Annotated in this window: 16 protein-coding genes; 8 read left to right on the top strand and 8 right to left on the bottom strand. The window is 63.0% G+C overall.

Translation table 11 applies throughout. The annotated features are described in order from the left end of the window. Positions 1-12: 12 nt before the first annotated feature. Complete coding sequence (locus ACIQH5_RS14525; protein WP_400404494.1) at positions 13-771, bottom strand: LamB/YcsF family protein; 759 nt, start codon at positions 769-771, stop codon at positions 13-15. Positions 772-880: 109 nt separating this feature from the next. Between ACIQH5_RS14525 and ACIQH5_RS14520 the strand changes: the two genes are divergently transcribed. After that, positions 881-1579 carry a GntR family transcriptional regulator gene (locus ACIQH5_RS14520; protein WP_400404492.1) on the top strand — a complete coding sequence of 233 codons (699 nt, stop codon included), beginning with the start codon at positions 881-883 and terminating at the stop codon, positions 1577-1579. Here the strand turns inward: ACIQH5_RS14520 and ACIQH5_RS14515 are convergent, their stop codons facing one another. Further along, positions 1580-2305, bottom strand: a complete 726-nt coding sequence (locus ACIQH5_RS14515) for a LysR family transcriptional regulator substrate-binding protein (protein ID WP_400404490.1) — start codon at positions 2303-2305, stop codon at positions 1580-1582. It lies immediately after the preceding gene. Between the two features lie 33 nt (positions 2306-2338). On the opposite strand from ACIQH5_RS14515, the gene ACIQH5_RS14510 reads away from it, so the two are divergent. Then, positions 2339-2788 carry a DUF5997 family protein gene (locus ACIQH5_RS14510; protein WP_400404488.1) on the top strand — a complete coding sequence of 150 codons (450 nt, stop codon included), beginning with the start codon at positions 2339-2341 and terminating at the stop codon, positions 2786-2788. A gap of 69 nt (positions 2789-2857) precedes the next feature. On the opposite strand, the gene ACIQH5_RS14505 is transcribed toward ACIQH5_RS14510, so the two are convergent. Continuing rightward, positions 2858-3241: a VOC family protein gene (locus ACIQH5_RS14505; RefSeq protein ID WP_062072296.1), complete on the bottom strand. Its 384-nt coding sequence runs from the start codon at positions 3239-3241 to the stop codon at positions 2858-2860. Between the two features lie 115 nt (positions 3242-3356). Here ACIQH5_RS14505 and ACIQH5_RS14500 point away from each other — a divergent pair, with 115 nt between their 5' ends. Then, positions 3357-3911: a hypothetical protein gene (locus ACIQH5_RS14500; RefSeq protein ID WP_400404486.1), complete on the top strand. Its 555-nt coding sequence runs from the start codon at positions 3357-3359 to the stop codon at positions 3909-3911. Positions 3912-3913: 2 nt separating this feature from the next. Here ACIQH5_RS14500 and ACIQH5_RS14495 read toward each other — a convergent pair whose 3' ends face one another. The 3 genes from ACIQH5_RS14495 to ACIQH5_RS14485 all read right to left on the bottom strand — a co-directional run bounded on the left by ACIQH5_RS14495 (position 3914) and on the right by ACIQH5_RS14485 (position 7819). Further along, positions 3914-5416, bottom strand: a complete 1503-nt coding sequence (locus ACIQH5_RS14495) for an APC family permease (RefSeq protein ID WP_400404484.1) — start codon at positions 5414-5416, stop codon at positions 3914-3916. 23 nt (positions 5417-5439) lie between these two features. Continuing rightward, complete coding sequence (locus ACIQH5_RS14490; RefSeq protein WP_400404482.1) at positions 5440-6327, bottom strand: universal stress protein; 888 nt, start codon at positions 6325-6327, stop codon at positions 5440-5442. Positions 6328-6445: 118 nt separating this feature from the next. Then, a complete protein-coding gene (locus ACIQH5_RS14485) occupies positions 6446-7819 on the bottom strand; it encodes a flavin monoamine oxidase family protein (RefSeq protein ID WP_400404480.1) in 1374 nt (457 codons plus the stop codon). Between the two features lie 106 nt (positions 7820-7925). Here ACIQH5_RS14485 and ACIQH5_RS14480 point away from each other — a divergent pair, with 106 nt between their 5' ends. Next, positions 7926-8633: a TetR/AcrR family transcriptional regulator gene (locus ACIQH5_RS14480; RefSeq protein WP_400404478.1), complete on the top strand. Its 708-nt coding sequence runs from the start codon at positions 7926-7928 to the stop codon at positions 8631-8633. 27 nt (positions 8634-8660) lie between these two features. Here the strand turns inward: ACIQH5_RS14480 and ACIQH5_RS14475 are convergent, their stop codons facing one another. Both ACIQH5_RS14475 and ACIQH5_RS14470 read right to left on the bottom strand, forming a co-directional pair. Continuing rightward, positions 8661-9470 carry a hypothetical protein gene (locus tag ACIQH5_RS14475; RefSeq protein ID WP_400404476.1) on the bottom strand — a complete coding sequence of 270 codons (810 nt, stop codon included), beginning with the start codon at positions 9468-9470 and terminating at the stop codon, positions 8661-8663. Further along, on the bottom strand, positions 9467-10039 hold the full coding sequence (locus ACIQH5_RS14470; RefSeq protein ID WP_400404474.1) for an RNA polymerase sigma factor: 573 nt from the start codon (positions 10037-10039) through the stop codon (positions 9467-9469). The genes ACIQH5_RS14475 and ACIQH5_RS14470 overlap by 4 nt, the downstream gene beginning before the upstream one ends. Before the next feature lie 165 nt (positions 10040-10204). Between ACIQH5_RS14470 and ACIQH5_RS14465 the strand changes: the two genes are divergently transcribed. From ACIQH5_RS14465 to ACIQH5_RS14450, 4 genes are all read left to right on the top strand, one after another. Then, positions 10205-10549: a helix-turn-helix transcriptional regulator gene (locus tag ACIQH5_RS14465; protein WP_062072281.1), complete on the top strand. Its 345-nt coding sequence runs from the start codon at positions 10205-10207 to the stop codon at positions 10547-10549. Further along, positions 10533-11777 (top strand): type II toxin-antitoxin system HipA family toxin, encoded by a 1245-nt coding sequence (locus tag ACIQH5_RS14460; protein ID WP_400404472.1) that lies wholly within the window; start codon positions 10533-10535, stop codon positions 11775-11777. Before ACIQH5_RS14465 ends, ACIQH5_RS14460 begins: the two co-directional genes overlap by 17 nt. A 137-nt stretch (positions 11778-11914) precedes the next feature. Beyond that, positions 11915-13042 carry a mandelate racemase/muconate lactonizing enzyme family protein gene (locus tag ACIQH5_RS14455; RefSeq protein ID WP_400404470.1) on the top strand — a complete coding sequence of 376 codons (1128 nt, stop codon included), beginning with the start codon at positions 11915-11917 and terminating at the stop codon, positions 13040-13042. Positions 13043-13052: 10 nt separating this feature from the next. Then, on the top strand, positions 13053-13751 hold the full coding sequence (locus ACIQH5_RS14450; RefSeq protein ID WP_400404468.1) for a FadR/GntR family transcriptional regulator: 699 nt from the start codon (positions 13053-13055) through the stop codon (positions 13749-13751). The last annotated feature ends 241 nt before the right edge of the window (positions 13752-13992 follow it).

Raw genomic sequence — 13992 nt, 5'->3', positions numbered from 1 at the left:
GCCCGGGATGGGCTAGAGGAACGAGCCGACAGTTACGCCGGCATCGCCCAGAGCGGACTTCACTGCGGTAGCCATTGCCACGGCTCCGGGTGAGTCACCATGCACGCAGATGCTCTCTGCGCGGATATTCAGGATGGAACCGTCAATGGTCCTGACGGACTGTTCGGTAGCCATGCGCAGGACGTGCTGAGCCACTTCCGAGGGGTCATGGAGAACGGCGCCCGGTTGTGAGCGGGAAACCAGCGTGCCGTCCGGGTTGTAGGCGCGGTCCGCGAACGCCTCGGAAACGCCCCGAAGGCCGGCTTCCTCAGCGAGACGCAGGACCTCGGAACCGGGGAGGCCAAGGATCGGAAGGTTGGGGTCAACCGACTTCACAGCATCGACGACGGCGCGGGCTTGGGCGGTGTGCTTCACGATCGCGTTGTAGAGGCCACCGTGGGGCTTGACGTACTGGACGCGGGCTCCCGTAGTGGCTGCCAGGGCCTGGAGAGCACCAATCTGGTACACAACCTCGTCAGCCAGTTCCGTGGGATCGATGTCCAGGAAGCGGCGGCCGAATCCTGCGAGGTCGCGGTAGCCAACATGGGCGCCAATAACGACGCCGGCCTCAACCGCCTTTTCGCAGGTGCTGCGGATGACGCTGGGGTCGCCAGCGTGGAATCCACACGCAACGTTGGCACTGGATACGGACTCAAAGATGGCCGCGTCATCACCGAGCGTCCAGCGCCCGAAGGACTCTCCGACGTCGCTGTTCAGATCGATGATTGCCATGATGTGATCCCTGCCTCGTGATGTGCGTTACATCTAGAATGCACCAATCTGCTGGATTGTTCAACAATCCAGCGATCCTAGTTTTCGGCAATCGTGTAATTTTGGTGTCATGGCCGGTGCAGATCAAGGAAAAAGCGAACACGTTGGCCTTGATGGCGCGCGGGCTCGAGTCCGAATGAAAGTTCCGTCCGTTGCCGAGAGGGTGGCCGAGGAACTGCGCTACCAACTGGCCGAAGGCTTCCTGGTCCCGGGCGCCAAACTCACCGAAGCCACCATCGCCGAGGATCTGGGCGTTTCCCGTAACACCGTCCGCGAAGCCTTCGCCGAGCTGGCCGGTGAGCGGCTGCTCCTCCGCCAGCCGAATAAGGGCGTCTTTGTGGCCACCCTTGAAGCCGGCGACATCCACGACGTCTACACGGTTCGCCGCGCCATAGAGGTCAGCTCTATCCGCGCCGGTGGTTCTCCGGATCGCGTAGCTGCCGTCAGGGCCGCCGTCGAGGAGGGCAAGCGGGCGGCAGCTGCCAACGACAACGAAGGCCTGGGCAGCGCAAACCAGCACTTCCATGGCGCAATCGTCGCCCTGGCCGAGAGCAACCGGCTGAACACGATCATGGCGCAGATCCTGGCCGAGATGCGGCTTTACTTCCATAAAGCCACCATGAACGCGCATTTCTACAGCGACTGGCTCACAGAAAACGAACAGATCTGCTCAGCACTGGAAGCGGGGCAGCTGGAAGAGGCCGGGGACCTTCTCCTTGCCTACCTCAACCGTTCAGAGCAGCAGCAAAGCGCTATCCACGGCGGATAGTCAGCGCTTGCCCTTCTTGCGTGAACCCTTGCCGCGGCCCTTGTCCGGATTAGGGGCGTAGCGCTGCGCGACAGCGGGCTTCTTGGGGCCACCGCCGCGACGATCGGGCTTGGGCGCCTTCTTGGGTTTTTCCTGCTGAGCTGAGGGCTGACGTGAACTCTGAGCTGTCCGCCCACGCACGATCCCAATGAACTCCTCGATCACGGGGCTGTCGGTTCCAAGCAGCCAGGCAAGGCCGATCTGCGTGGTGGGAGCCCCGGTCAGGCGACGCATGACAGTGTCTTTAGCATTCAGGTGACGCGCCACGGACATCGGAAGGATCGCCAGCCCGGCACCGGATGCAACCACCTGGAGGGCCATGTCCGGCCCGCCCATTTCGTCGATGTCCAGGAAGTTCTCCTCAGCGAGGTCGTCCAGCGCGACTTCCTCAAACACCGAAATCTCGTGCCCTTTGGGAGCAACCACAACAGGCTGCTCTTCATACAGGGGGATGACGTTCAGGCCGTCGCGGTCCACGGGCAACCGAACAAAGCTCAGGTCCGCCAAACCGTCACGCAACACCGAAACCTGAGCGGCGTCGTCGGACATGAACGAGTGCAACGGGAAGTTGGGCATCCGCTCTTCCCAACGCCGGATCCATTTCCCAGGCGTCACACCCGCAACATAGGCGAAGCGGAGACCGGCTAGGGGTTCGGTTGTTTCGGCGGATTCTTCAGCGTCTGGCACACACTCACAGTACCGGCCAGATACCCTTGAAGCATGACGTCCTCGAACTCCCAGTCCATGAAGCCGGCAACAGTTGCCAAGAAACTCGGCATCTACCTGCCCGCGACACCCCAGGAGTTCCAGGATTCGTCCATCTCCCGCGAGGAATTCGCCGAACTCCAGGCCAACCCGCCGGAGTGGCTCGCCGAACTGCGCCGCAACGGCCCGCACCCGCGCCCGGTAGTCGCGCACAAGCTCAACATCTCCATCAGCGGCCTCGCCCGCGGCGGCGTTGAGGATGCACTCACGACGGCGGAAATCACCGAGCTGCTGCAGGCTCCGCCGCAGTGGCTGGTCACCGAGCGCGCCACGCACGCAGCTGTCCGTTCCGAAGCGCAGCGGATCAAGGATGAAGCCGCAAAAAAGGCCGCCACCAAGGAAGCCCGGGACAACGCGGCCGCAAAGCGCGACGCTCCGAAGACCTCCAAGCGCGATCACGCGTAAGTTTTAACGTGCTGTGGCCGGGATCAACGGATCCCGGCCACAGCTGTTTAAGGCTCAGTTGTTTGGAGCTCAGTCCTGGTGCAGTTGGATGAAGTTGCCGCAGCCGTCGTCGAACACTGCGCTGACCCCTGAGGGATCCTCGGACGGTTCGCCCTGGAACTTCACTCCGGCGGCGAGCAGACGCTCATACTCGGCCTGGACATCGGGCACCCCGAAGGTAATGGCAGCCAGGCCGGACTCATGCAGGGCATTCATGTAATTGGACGCGATGGGGTTGTCGCTGGGCTCCAGCAGAAGCCCTGGCGAGGTGCTGTTCTCCGCGCCGGGATCCTTGATGATGAACAAGTTGTACTCGGGCATGGCCATCAAGGTCTCGAAGCCCAGCGTCTCAGTGTAGAAAACATGGGCTGCTGCGGGGTCCTTGACGTGGATGCTGCACATTTTCAGTCTCATGGTGCCTAGGCTACGCCCCGGGTCAGACAATCTGATCCCCACATTGACCCTCGCGCCCACGCAGCCACTGGCGCATACTGAAGTCAAAGCAGCGAATTCGCCTGGAGGTGGTCCGATGCCCGCCATGATGCTCCTGTGGGGTGTAGCTCTGGTTCTCGCAACCGCAGCAACTACCTATGTCCTGCACAAGAAACTCACCCACGGCCGCGGCCCGGAGCCGGACGGCGTCTTCTGGGACGTTTTCGGGGGGCTCGTGGTCATCGCACCCGCCATCCTCGTCCCTGCCGTGCAATGGTCTCCGGCCGGGCTCATCATGGTTTTCGTCGGCATGGCCACGGCAGCGGGCACCTTGGTGAGCATCCGCAAAGTGGAACGGATCCACGCAGCTGAGCCGCGGCGTCGTACCGGTTTTCCGGATGACGCCGCCCGCCACACCAGCATTCTGGAGCAGTGGCGCCAGTACGAGCTCGATCCTGCGCGGACCATCGACTTTCCGGCCATGACGGACGTGCGGGCAGCCGAGACGGCGGCGCTAACGCGGGCCATGCGGGAGGCCGACTATTGCAAGGTGACAGCCGGGACCGACTACCGTGCCGCCGTCGAGCGTCTTGCCGAAGCCCTCACAGCAGCCGAACGTGCAGCAGGAGTCCCAGTCCCCTCCCCGAGGTGAAACTACAGAACCTTGCCCTTGAAGAACTCGGGACGCAGGCGGTACATCACCAGCATCACCACCACACCGAGCAAGATCACGCCCATGCCCAGCACGAACACCAGGCCCACGCCGCCCACGGATGAGCCCGAGCCGTACTCCGGGTCCATGGAGTCCATGGCCGTCTTGACGAACATGACCAGCAGGATCACGCCGCCCACGAGGGGTGCCAGGAACTTGAAGAAGAACGCCCGCGCGCCCCGGAAGGCCTCGGCCCGGAAGAACCAAACGCAAGCCAGGGCAGTAATTCCGTAGTAGAAGCAGATCATCATGCCCAACGCGGTGATGGTGTCCCACAGCGCGTTCTCGGACACCGTCCGGGTAATCACGTAAAAGCCAGCAGCAGCGATCGCAGCGGCGATGGTCGCGAAACTGGGCGACTTGTAGGTGGGGCTGATCTTGCCGAACTTGGGCGAGATGGCGCGGTAGTGGCCCATCGCAAGCATGGTGCGGGCCGGTGAAACGAACGTGGACTGCAGGGACGCCGCGGAGCTACTCAGGATGGCCAGTGACATGAGGATCGCGAACGGACCCATCACCGGGCCGGCAAGGACTGCGAAAATACTGGACTGGTTCTCGGGGTTACCGGCACCCAACCCGGTCTCACCAACGCCGGCGAAGGACAAGGTAGCCAGAGCAACGGTCATGTAGATGATCACGATGACCAGCACGGTGATAGTCGCGGCACGGCCCGGGGTCTTTTCCGGGTTCTTGGTTTCCTCGTTCATGGTCAGCGTGACGTCCCAGCCCCAGTAAATGAAGATTGAGAGGGACACACCCGCCGCGAATTGTGAGAACGAGTCCACGGCGAAGGGGTTGAACCAGTCGGGCGAAATGGCGGTGGCGTCGAAGGCCGTGCCATTGGCAACATGCGCGAATGCGGAGACCGCGAACCAGCCCAATACCAGCAACTGGAACGCCACCAGCACGTACTGCACGCCCTTGGTGGTCTCCATGCCGCGGTAGGAAATCCAGCACGCCAACGCGATGAACACCAGCGTGGTGGCGATGTTCAAGGGCAGGATCTTGCTGAGCTCCCCCAAGGCCGGGTTACTGAAAATCTGCGCCAGCATCAGGTAGAAGAAGTCCACGGCCACCGCGGCAAGGTTGGATAGCACGATGATGGTGGCCGCGATCAGCCCCCAGCCACCCATCCAACCGATCCACGGACCGAAGGCGCGTGTCGCCCACGTGAAGGAGGTTCCGGCGTCGGGCATTGCGTTGTTCAGTTCGCGGTAGCCGAGCGCCACCAGCAGCATGGGGATGAAACCCACCAGGAAGATGGCGGGGAGGTGCACGCCAACCTCGGACACGGTGGGGCCAAGGGCCGCAGTGAGTGTGTAGGCGGGAGCGATGCAGGAAACGCCGATCACGACGGCGCCGATCAGGCCCACCGATCCGGCTTTCAGTCCCTTTTCACTCAGGGACGTCTCTTTCGACTGGACCGTCTTTGGTGCAGTTGACATGGGTTTTGCCTTTCAGGCGATTGCTAGGCGCTGTGGCGCGTGTAATCGCGGGGGACCACGATCATGGGAACGGGAAGGGCGCGCAGGATCCGGTTTGCGGTGCTGCCCAGGAAGGTTGCTCGTTGTTGGGCAAGGCGGCTGGAGCCGATCAGCAGGATTTCGCCGTCTTCCCAGTCGAGTCGGTCAACGGCTTCCTCGATGGTGCGGCCTTGGGCGACCACGATCTCCGGTTCGGGCACATCGGAACCGGCCGCGTCACCGGAACTCCCGACGGCGGGACCTCCGACGGCGGCAAGGCGGTCGGCGGCATGCACCCAGGCGGCGTCGGCCAACCCGGGCGAGTTACCGCCGTCGAGCGCCAACAGGGAGACGAGCCGCAGCGGAAGGCCGCGATCCCGCGCGGACTCAACAGCGACGTCGAGGAGTTCATCAGCGCCCGGGCGCGTCCCAAATCCGCAGCTCAAGCGCGTGATCGGCTCCATCCGGTGGTAGCCGTGCGGAGCCAAAGCGACCGGAACGGGCGAGGAGTGGAGCAGCGAACTCGCCACGGAGCCGATGGTGAACCGCTTGAACAGGCCGCTGTTGGTGGCGCCGATGACCAGTGCCGCGGCATCGAATTCCACGGCAGCATCGATCAGGGTTTGCGCCTCTGAGTCGCCGCGGCGGATGTGCGCGCGGGCAGGGACGTCCTCCGGAACCAGATCGAGGCCTTCATCCAACCAACGCTGGGCTTGCTGGTTGAGGATGTCGTTGTAGCCCGCCTCCGGCGGATAGACGGCGTTGAAGGGGGAATCCTCCGGGATCACCAGGACCAGGTCCAGGCTGACATCGTGGTTCCGGGCCAGCGCGACGGCGAGGTGAACGGCGTCGTGCCCCCTCGCGTTGGCGGTGTACCCCACTACGTAGCGCATGGTGGTCCTTTCCTGTGGTGAACCGGGTGGTACCTAAAGCGGGTGCTGCTTAAACAGTGGAGCCGGCAGGCCGGGGAATGACACTCCCCCGGGCCTGCCGGTTTGGTTTTGACAGCGGTTAGACGGCTACCGCGGCCAACTTGTTGGCTTCTACAATGCGGGCGGCGGTTGCCTGGCCCATGCGGACCGCGCCATCCACGTGCTGGTAGCCCTCGGCTGCGAGGTCGGAAGAGGACCAGTAGATCGGCCCGACGTTCGCGTGCTGGTCCTTGCCGTAGCGGTGCAGGCCACCGAGGTCGTAGCTGGAGGCGTACGCGCCGCGGGTCCATTCCTCGGAGCCCCAGTCGGACTCGTAGTAGACCTCGGGCGTGAGTGCCTTGTCGCCCAGGAAGCTGGCGATGGACTCGAGGATGGCCTTCTTGCGGTCTTCGGCGCTGAGCTCGAACACGGCGTCGGCTTTTTCGTCGGACACGAAGCCCACCAAGGTGCCGCGGGTGTCGCCGTGGTTGGTGTTGTCGTAGACCTCCTGGACCAGTGCACCGGCGCTGAAGCCCGTGCCGGAGAGTCCTTCTTCGCGCCAGAACGGGGTGTCGTACACGGCGTGCACCTTAATGACCAGGCCCAGCGACTGGTGCTGGTGCATCTGGTGCTGGCGGCGCGGGAGCGGGGGCTCGAACGAGACGCGGGAGTACAGGTTGGGCGGCACGGCCATGATCACGAAGCGGGCGTTGACCGTTGCCTGCTCGGACACGACAGTTACGTTGTTGTCATCCCACTTGATGGTGCGGACCGGGCTGTTAAGTACGACGTCGTCACCCAGCTCTGCTGCCTGCAGCAGCGAAACCTGCTGCATGCCGCCGATGACCCGCTTGTCCAGGATGAAGTCCTCATCCGTGAGGTGGCTGAAGGAGCCTGCCGAGGCGGCCATGAGGACTGCCTGCAGTGCGGAGAACGCGTGGGCGGGCTTGGTCAGCATGCCACCGGCGATGAAGAGGCCGATGTTGTTGCAGGCTTCCTCGTCGCTGGAGTTCTGGCGGAGCCAGTGGTGGAAGGAGATGGTGTCCAGCTCGCGTGCTTTGGGGTGGGCCCAGGGCTCGGTGGGGCCGATCTCGGCAGCAAGTTCGTCCAGGATGGCTACGAGCTTGTCCATCTCGGCCTTGGTGGTTTCGTTCACCGGGAACGTGTCACCGGTGTACTGGGTACGGGTGCCGTCAGCGCCGATGTAGACGGACTCGCCGTCGCGGTAGCGCGAGTACATTTTCAGCCCGAGCTCGTCCAGCAGCTCCATGAGGACCGTCTGGTCCGGGGAAACCCACTGGCCACCGATCTCCAGCATGGCGCCGTCGATGGTGTCGGTCCAGGTGCGGCCACCCACGCGGTCGCGTGCTTCGAGCACTGCAACGCTGAGTCCGGCCTTCTTCAATTCGCGTGCCGCCGTCAACCCTGACGGCCCGGCACCGACGATCACAACGTCGCGATCAAGATTCTGCATGATGTCCTCTCCGTGGCCGTCCTCGGTGGCTGACCAGTAAATGAATGGCGTTCATTTATAACCATAGTAGCGTCGGAGTCAGCGGCTGTGAAGGCCCGATGGAATAATGCTGGGGACACAGGCAGCAGAAAGGCCTCCGATGCCCGCACCAACGCCCGCTCCTTCCGCGGTTCCCGCTCGCCGCCGCGCCGGCCGGCCGACTGCGGCGATCCTGGATCAGGACGGCATTACGACGGCGGCCCTTGAGTTGATCAGCAGCAAGGGTTACGACGGACTCACCATGGCCGCCCTGGCCCGCTCCCTGGGCGTTGCGCCTTCCGCCCTGTACAACCATGTGGCCTCCAAAGATGACGTCCTGCTGCTCGTGGAGGACCACTTGGCAGCGATGGTGGATGTGACTGCTTTTGGGGTGGAGCCGTGGGATGCCGCTGTGCGCCGCTGGGCTTGGTCCTACCGCGACGTTTTCTCGGAGCATACGCCGCTCATCCCCGTCATTGCAGTACTTCCGGTGGCAAATGCGCCGAAAACCCTCGCAATGTACGAAGCCGTGACCGCCGGCTTCCGCGATGCCGGGTTCCCGGAAGAGAAAATCATCTCGGCGATCGTGGCCCTGGAGGCCTTTGTGTTCGGTGCCGCTTACGACGTCACCGCGCCTGAGGACATCTTCGACGCCGGCAGCCTCGCCGAGCAGGTCCCCAACTTCACGGCTGCTGTGGACAGGTTGGCTCTTGAACGGCATGAGCGTCCCACCGATGTTGCCTTTAGTCTGGGGCTTGAGGCGCTGATCACGGGATTCGGAGCGCTGCGGGGGTAGCTTCGCAGCTAGTAGCGCCGCCGCCCATCAGAGGCTGAGATAGCGAATTTCTGTCGTGTCGTCGGTGTAAGTCACTTCAACAGGCGCTGACTGGTCCGAGGAGTTTGTCAGCTCCCCTCCCGGAAGCCAAAAGGCGAACTGTCCTTTCGAGACCGTGGCCGTAATCCTTTCGCCGGCCACACTGGTGTAGGTCATCGCGACGACTTCGGGGCCAACCTGACCCGATGCCATTGAGAGCGGATTGTCTGCGATGACGCCGGTACCCAGCTGGGTGGTCCTGATCTCCCGGGCTCCGGGCTCCCGCCCATTGCCGGGCTTGCCGACTGAACCGAAGGATCCTCTTTTGAACCACGGCGCTGTGGAATCCGTGGTGCAAGTGGCTTCAAATCCATCCGCTCCCGCAAGGACGACGGTGGTCCACGCACCGCGCTTCTCAGCGATGGCTACTTCCGCTGCGGCCACATCACTGGCAAACATGCCATCACCAACACCTTTGCTGGACCGGACGCAGCCTGACACAGCGTTGTCTCGCTCCGAACCTGTCAGCGCACCCGGCGCTGCGGTCCACGTGGCGAAGGCCGGGTCGCCTTCTGAGAGCACCGGCCCAACGAGGAGACCCACGGTGGCAGCCAAGGCGAGGGCACCCAAAGCGAGCGTTCGACGCCTTCGGCTCGGACGCGACGTCGGCGTCTTCTTTTCCACGGGCGCCTCAGCAATTGGGTGGGATCTGAGGATCTTTTCCAGGTCTGCCTGTACACGGTGCCGGTCGGGATCCGCACCCTGATCGGCAGCGTCCAGGGACCGCATAAGTGTGTCGATATTCTGGCTGTTTTTCATGGTGTCGAGGCCTTTTCGGAAGATGTCGCTGGCGCGGCAGACTCATTCGCGGGGACGTGGTGGAGCAGCATTCGGAGAGCCCGTCTCGCTCGTGTGAGGCGCAGCCGAAACGCGACGGGGGATATACCCACTACCTGTGCTGCCTGAGGCGCGGGAAGATTCTCAAAGATCGCGAGTCCCAGAGTTTCTTGGTGGACTTCTGAGAGGAGAGCCCAAGCCCGGCTTAGGTCGATGCGGCTGCTGACCAGATCGGCGTGAGAACCGTCGCCGCCGTATGTCACCATCGTCTCGGCCAGGCGTACGCCGAGCGCCTGCCGTCTGTGTTCACCGCGGCGGGCATTCAGCATGAGATTTCGTGTAATGCCAAAAACCCAGGCTCGGGCGTCAGTTTCGAGTGCCGGCGCTTCCGAAAACCGTCGCCAGGCTACAAGAAACGCCTCCGCGACGACGTCCTCGGCATTCGGCAAGTCAGTGCGGCGTTGAACGAACCTGAGAAGGTCGGGATAGGCGGATTCGTACAGTGCCCGAAAGGCCTCTTCCCGGTCAGGGGCTCTCGAAAGGTAGCTCATACCCTGTACCTGTCCGCCACATACCCAAGTGTGTTGCAGAGGCTCCGAATATCCTCGCCACTCGAAGGACACGTGGTCTCCCACTTCGTTGGAACCGGAACGCCTGCCACTGGCCCACGGGTAATAGTTTATACATAAATAGTTTTTAGGGGTAAACTATTACCCATGGGACGTCGAGAGCTAGGTCTAACCGGTGCCGCCGAGGATGCGCTTGTCGTGCTCGGGCAGCAAATTCGGATGGCGCGCGCCGCGCGAGGGATGACCGCCGATCACCTCGCCGGCACAGCCGGCATTACGCGGAAAACCTTGGCGGCCATCGAGCGCGGAAGCGCTGCGAGCAGTATCGGTAACGTGTTCAACGTTGCGTCGATCGTTGGCGTCCCCTTATTCGGGGTCGAGGACCCCAGTGAACTTATCGCGCTCCGCCGACGAGGCGAGGAACGACTAGCACTGCTTCCCAAACGTGTCGACAAGAAGCGAAAGGACAATGACGATGGCCTCGACTTCTGACATCTATGTATGGGTGTGGCTACCCGAAGCGACCGCACCGGTGCCCGCCGGCCGCCTTCGGGAGGGTGCGCCTGGCCAGTTCTCCTTCGACTACGGTCGGCGGTACCTGGAGCGCCCCAACGCCATCTCCCTGGCTCCAACCCTCCCGCTATCCGAGCAAACGTTCGGGCCCACTGGGTCAATGGGGCTACCTGGCGCTTTGCGCGACGCTTCGCCAGATGCATGGGGGCGGCGCGTCGTTCAGTACCAAGTCACCGGTGATCGAGGTAACGACGCCGACACGGGCGACCTTGATGAACGCACCTATCTCTTAAACTCCGGCTCCAACCGCTTCGGCGCTATCGATTTCCAGATGTCAGTCACCCACTACGTCCCGCGTGCTACGGCGCCCGCCCCGCTGGAAACTCTCCTGAACGCCGCAGACATCGTTGAAGCGGGGGGCGATCTGCCGTTCGAACTCGAGCGAGCTCTCCTGAGCGGTACGGCGATGGGTGGGGCGCGCCCGAAGTCCGTCATCCGCGACTCTGGTCGCGAATACATCGCGAAGTTCACCGCGTCCAATGACCACTTCCCTGTGGTCGGGGCAGAGGCAGCGAGCATGTTTCTCGCCGAGAAGGCGGGGCTCAACGTCGCTCGAACTCGAGTCGAGAGCGTCCTCGGTCGGAGTGTCTTGCTGGTTGAGCGATTCGACCGAACGAACGACGGCGGGCGTATTCTTGCGACGAGCGCTCTGACCCTGACCGGCCTAGACGAGCTGCAGGCGCGCAGCGGCAGCTATGTCGAGTTTCTGGACACCCTTCGCAGCAACGGCGCACCCGAGGGTACGGCCTCCGAACTCTTCGCACGCATCGCGTTCAGCATGTCAATCTCCAACTCCGACGACCACCTTCGGAACCATGCCGCACTCTGGGACGGATCTATAGCGATGCTCAGCCCCGCCTATGACCTTTCGCCCATGCGGCGTAGCGGAGAGACGGCTTCGCAGGCCATCGCATATGACAGGAACGGGACAAAGCGGAACAACTTATCCGACCTCATCGCCGCACGTAGTCTCTATGACCTGACCAAAAGCGAAGCCAACAACATCGTTGCCCGGATCGAAGACGCTATACGTGAGCACTGGGCGGAGGCCGCGGATTTTGGAATGCTTACTAACGCCGACAAGCGCCTCCTGTGGGGCCGGCAGTTTCTCAATCCCGGCACCCTCTACGGTTTCCGCGATCGGTGACGTTCGAACAGCCCCCGGAAACAGGTGGGTATGCGAGGCCTCGGCGGGCGTCATAACAACCCCCAAGCTCTTGTAGTACAAGTTCAAAACTTGTATCCTAAGTGGCAGGCAAGGATGCCGCACCCACTAGGAGAACCATGAGCACCGTAGATCTGATTCGCCACGTCAAGCTGTCCACGGCACGATTGCCCCTCACCGTACCCATCAGCGATGCCAAAGTCTTCACCGGCAGGCAGAAGCCCATGACCGAGGTGGTGTTCCTGTTCGCCGAGATCACCACAGAGCAAGGCCACAGCGGCATGGGGTTCAGCTACTCCAAGCGCGCCGGCGGCCCCGCGCAGTACGCCCACGCCAAGGAAGTCGCAGAGGGCATCATCGGCGAGGACCCCAACGACATCGGCAAGATCTACACCAAACTCCTCTGGGCGGGCGCCTCTGTGGGCCGTTCGGGTGTAGCCACGCAGGCTCTGGCAGCCATCGACATCGCGCTCTACGACCTCAAAGCCAAGCGCGCCGGACTCCCCCTGGCCAAGTTGCTGGGCTCCTACCGCGACTCGGTCCAGACCTACAACACCTCCGGCGGCTTCCTCAACGCCACCCTGGACGAGGTCAAAGAGCGCGCCACACGCTCTATTGATGAGGGTATCGGCGGCATCAAGATAAAGGTTGGCCTGCCCGACTCCAAGGAAGACCTGCGCCGTGTGGCCGGAGTCCGCGAGCACATCGGCTGGGACGTCCCGCTCATGGTGGACGCCAACCAGCAGTGGGACCGGGCCACCGCGCTTCGGATGGGCCGCCAGCTGGAGGAATTCAACCTCATCTGGATCGAAGAACCGCTGGATGCCTACGACTTCGAAGGCCACGCGCACCTGGCCCAGGTCCTCGATACCCCCATCGCCACCGGTGAAATGCTCGCATCCGTCGCAGAACACAAGGGCCTCATCAACGCCAATAGCTGCGACATCATCCAGCCCGATGCACCCCGCGTTGGCGGCATCACCCAATTCTTGAGGCTCGCGGCGTTGGCGGATGAACGCGGGCTCGGACTGGCACCCCACTTCGCCATGGAAATCCACCTCCACCTGGCCGCCGCGTACCCGCGCGAGCCGTGGGTGGAGCACTTCGACTGGCTGGACCCGCTGTTCGAGGAGCGCCTGGAGACAAAGAACGGCCGCATGATCGTTCCGGACCGCCCAGGACTGGGCGTCACCCTCAGTGAGCAGGCCCGCGCCTGGACCACCGAATCGGTAGAGTTCGGCGCGTAATCTTGAACCCATGAGCCGAAACCTGACCGCGGATCTTGCCGCCGACCTTCGCAACCGCATCGTCGACGGCGTCATCCAGCCAGGTGAGAAGCTCCCCAGCGAAAACACCCTCATCAGCGAGTTCGGGGTGAGTCGGACCGTGGTCCGCTCTGCCCTGACGCACTTGCAGGCCGAGGGACTTGTGGAAACCGAACGGGGGCGGGGCAGCTTCGCGCTGACTCCGCCCGCGGACGGCCCGTCGCCCGCGCCTGGATCGCGGGTTGTTTCCAGCATGGAAGACCGCCTGCAGATGCTCGACTTCCGCATCGGCGTCGAGACCGAAGCTGCAGCACTGGCTGCGCGGAACCATACAGAACGCCAGCTCAAAGCCGCGCAAGGCGCCTTGGAGCAATTCAAAGCAAGCTCAGGGCACCCGGCACATTCCATGAAGGCCGATTTCGAATTCCATCGGGCCGTTGCCGCCGCCACTGGCAACCCCTTTTATACGGACTGCATCTCCGCCCTGGGCCAAACCATGATCACCATGCCCCGCCCGCGCCTCGTCGCCGCTGATGAGCAGGACTCCCGCGAACGCTTCGAACAAGTGGTCCACGAGCACTCCTCCATCTACGACGCAATCGCCGACGGCGACCAAGTGGCTGCTGCGGCAGCAATGCGCCTGCACCTGAGCAACTCACGACGCCGGTTCACCGGTTCCGCACGTAGCTGACCTCGCGCACGCTCCACCCAAGTAGGTAGCAGTTCAGGTCGTTCTGAGCGCTCAGAACGACCTGATCTGCTACTCAGTTGGGCCGGCCGAGCGGGCAGCGACATGTGACGTCGCGGCGCTTTTTACTGGGACACAATTCGTCTCTCAGCGACCCCATTTAACGAAATGGGAATCCCCGCGACGCCCCATTGAGAACTATTGATCGACATTTCAAGAAACTGGCGAGTAAATTCCGAGTCCC

Origin of the sequence: Paenarthrobacter sp. NPDC091711 (genome assembly GCF_044756605.1) — a bacterium.
Classification (GTDB): Bacteria; Actinomycetota; Actinomycetes; order Actinomycetales; family Micrococcaceae; genus Arthrobacter.
The sequence above is the reverse complement of the archived record's forward strand: the minus strand, read 5'-3'. Positions and strand labels throughout refer to the sequence as shown.

Coding starts and splice junctions, on each gene's coding strand:
- ACIQH5_RS14510 (WP_400404488.1), top strand. CDS start 2,339: ATGACGTCCTCGAACTCCCAGTCCATGAAGCCGGCAACAGTTGCCAAG.
- ACIQH5_RS14480 (WP_400404478.1), top strand. CDS start 7,926: ATGCTGGGGACACAGGCAGCAGAAAGGCCTCCGATGCCCGCACCAACG.
- ACIQH5_RS14455 (WP_400404470.1), top strand. CDS start 11,915: ATGAGCACCGTAGATCTGATTCGCCACGTCAAGCTGTCCACGGCACGA.
- ACIQH5_RS14495 (WP_400404484.1), bottom strand. CDS start 5,416: ATGTCAACTGCACCAAAGACGGTCCAGTCGAAAGAGACGTCCCTGAGT.
- ACIQH5_RS14490 (WP_400404482.1), bottom strand. CDS start 6,327: ATGCGCTACGTAGTGGGGTACACCGCCAACGCGAGGGGGCACGACGCC.
- ACIQH5_RS14500 (WP_400404486.1), top strand. CDS start 3,357: ATGCCCGCCATGATGCTCCTGTGGGGTGTAGCTCTGGTTCTCGCAACC.
- ACIQH5_RS14485 (WP_400404480.1), bottom strand. CDS start 7,819: ATGCAGAATCTTGATCGCGACGTTGTGATCGTCGGTGCCGGGCCGTCA.
- ACIQH5_RS14520 (WP_400404492.1), top strand. CDS start 881: ATGGCCGGTGCAGATCAAGGAAAAAGCGAACACGTTGGCCTTGATGGC.
- ACIQH5_RS14460 (WP_400404472.1), top strand. CDS start 10,533: ATGGCCTCGACTTCTGACATCTATGTATGGGTGTGGCTACCCGAAGCG.
- ACIQH5_RS14505 (WP_062072296.1), bottom strand. CDS start 3,241: ATGAGACTGAAAATGTGCAGCATCCACGTCAAGGACCCCGCAGCAGCC.
- ACIQH5_RS14450 (WP_400404468.1), top strand. CDS start 13,053: ATGAGCCGAAACCTGACCGCGGATCTTGCCGCCGACCTTCGCAACCGC.
- ACIQH5_RS14465 (WP_062072281.1), top strand. CDS start 10,205: ATGGGACGTCGAGAGCTAGGTCTAACCGGTGCCGCCGAGGATGCGCTT.
- ACIQH5_RS14470 (WP_400404474.1), bottom strand. CDS start 10,039: ATGAGCTACCTTTCGAGAGCCCCTGACCGGGAAGAGGCCTTTCGGGCA.
- ACIQH5_RS14525 (WP_400404494.1), bottom strand. CDS start 771: ATGGCAATCATCGATCTGAACAGCGACGTCGGAGAGTCCTTCGGGCGC.
- ACIQH5_RS14475 (WP_400404476.1), bottom strand. CDS start 9,470: ATGAAAAACAGCCAGAATATCGACACACTTATGCGGTCCCTGGACGCT.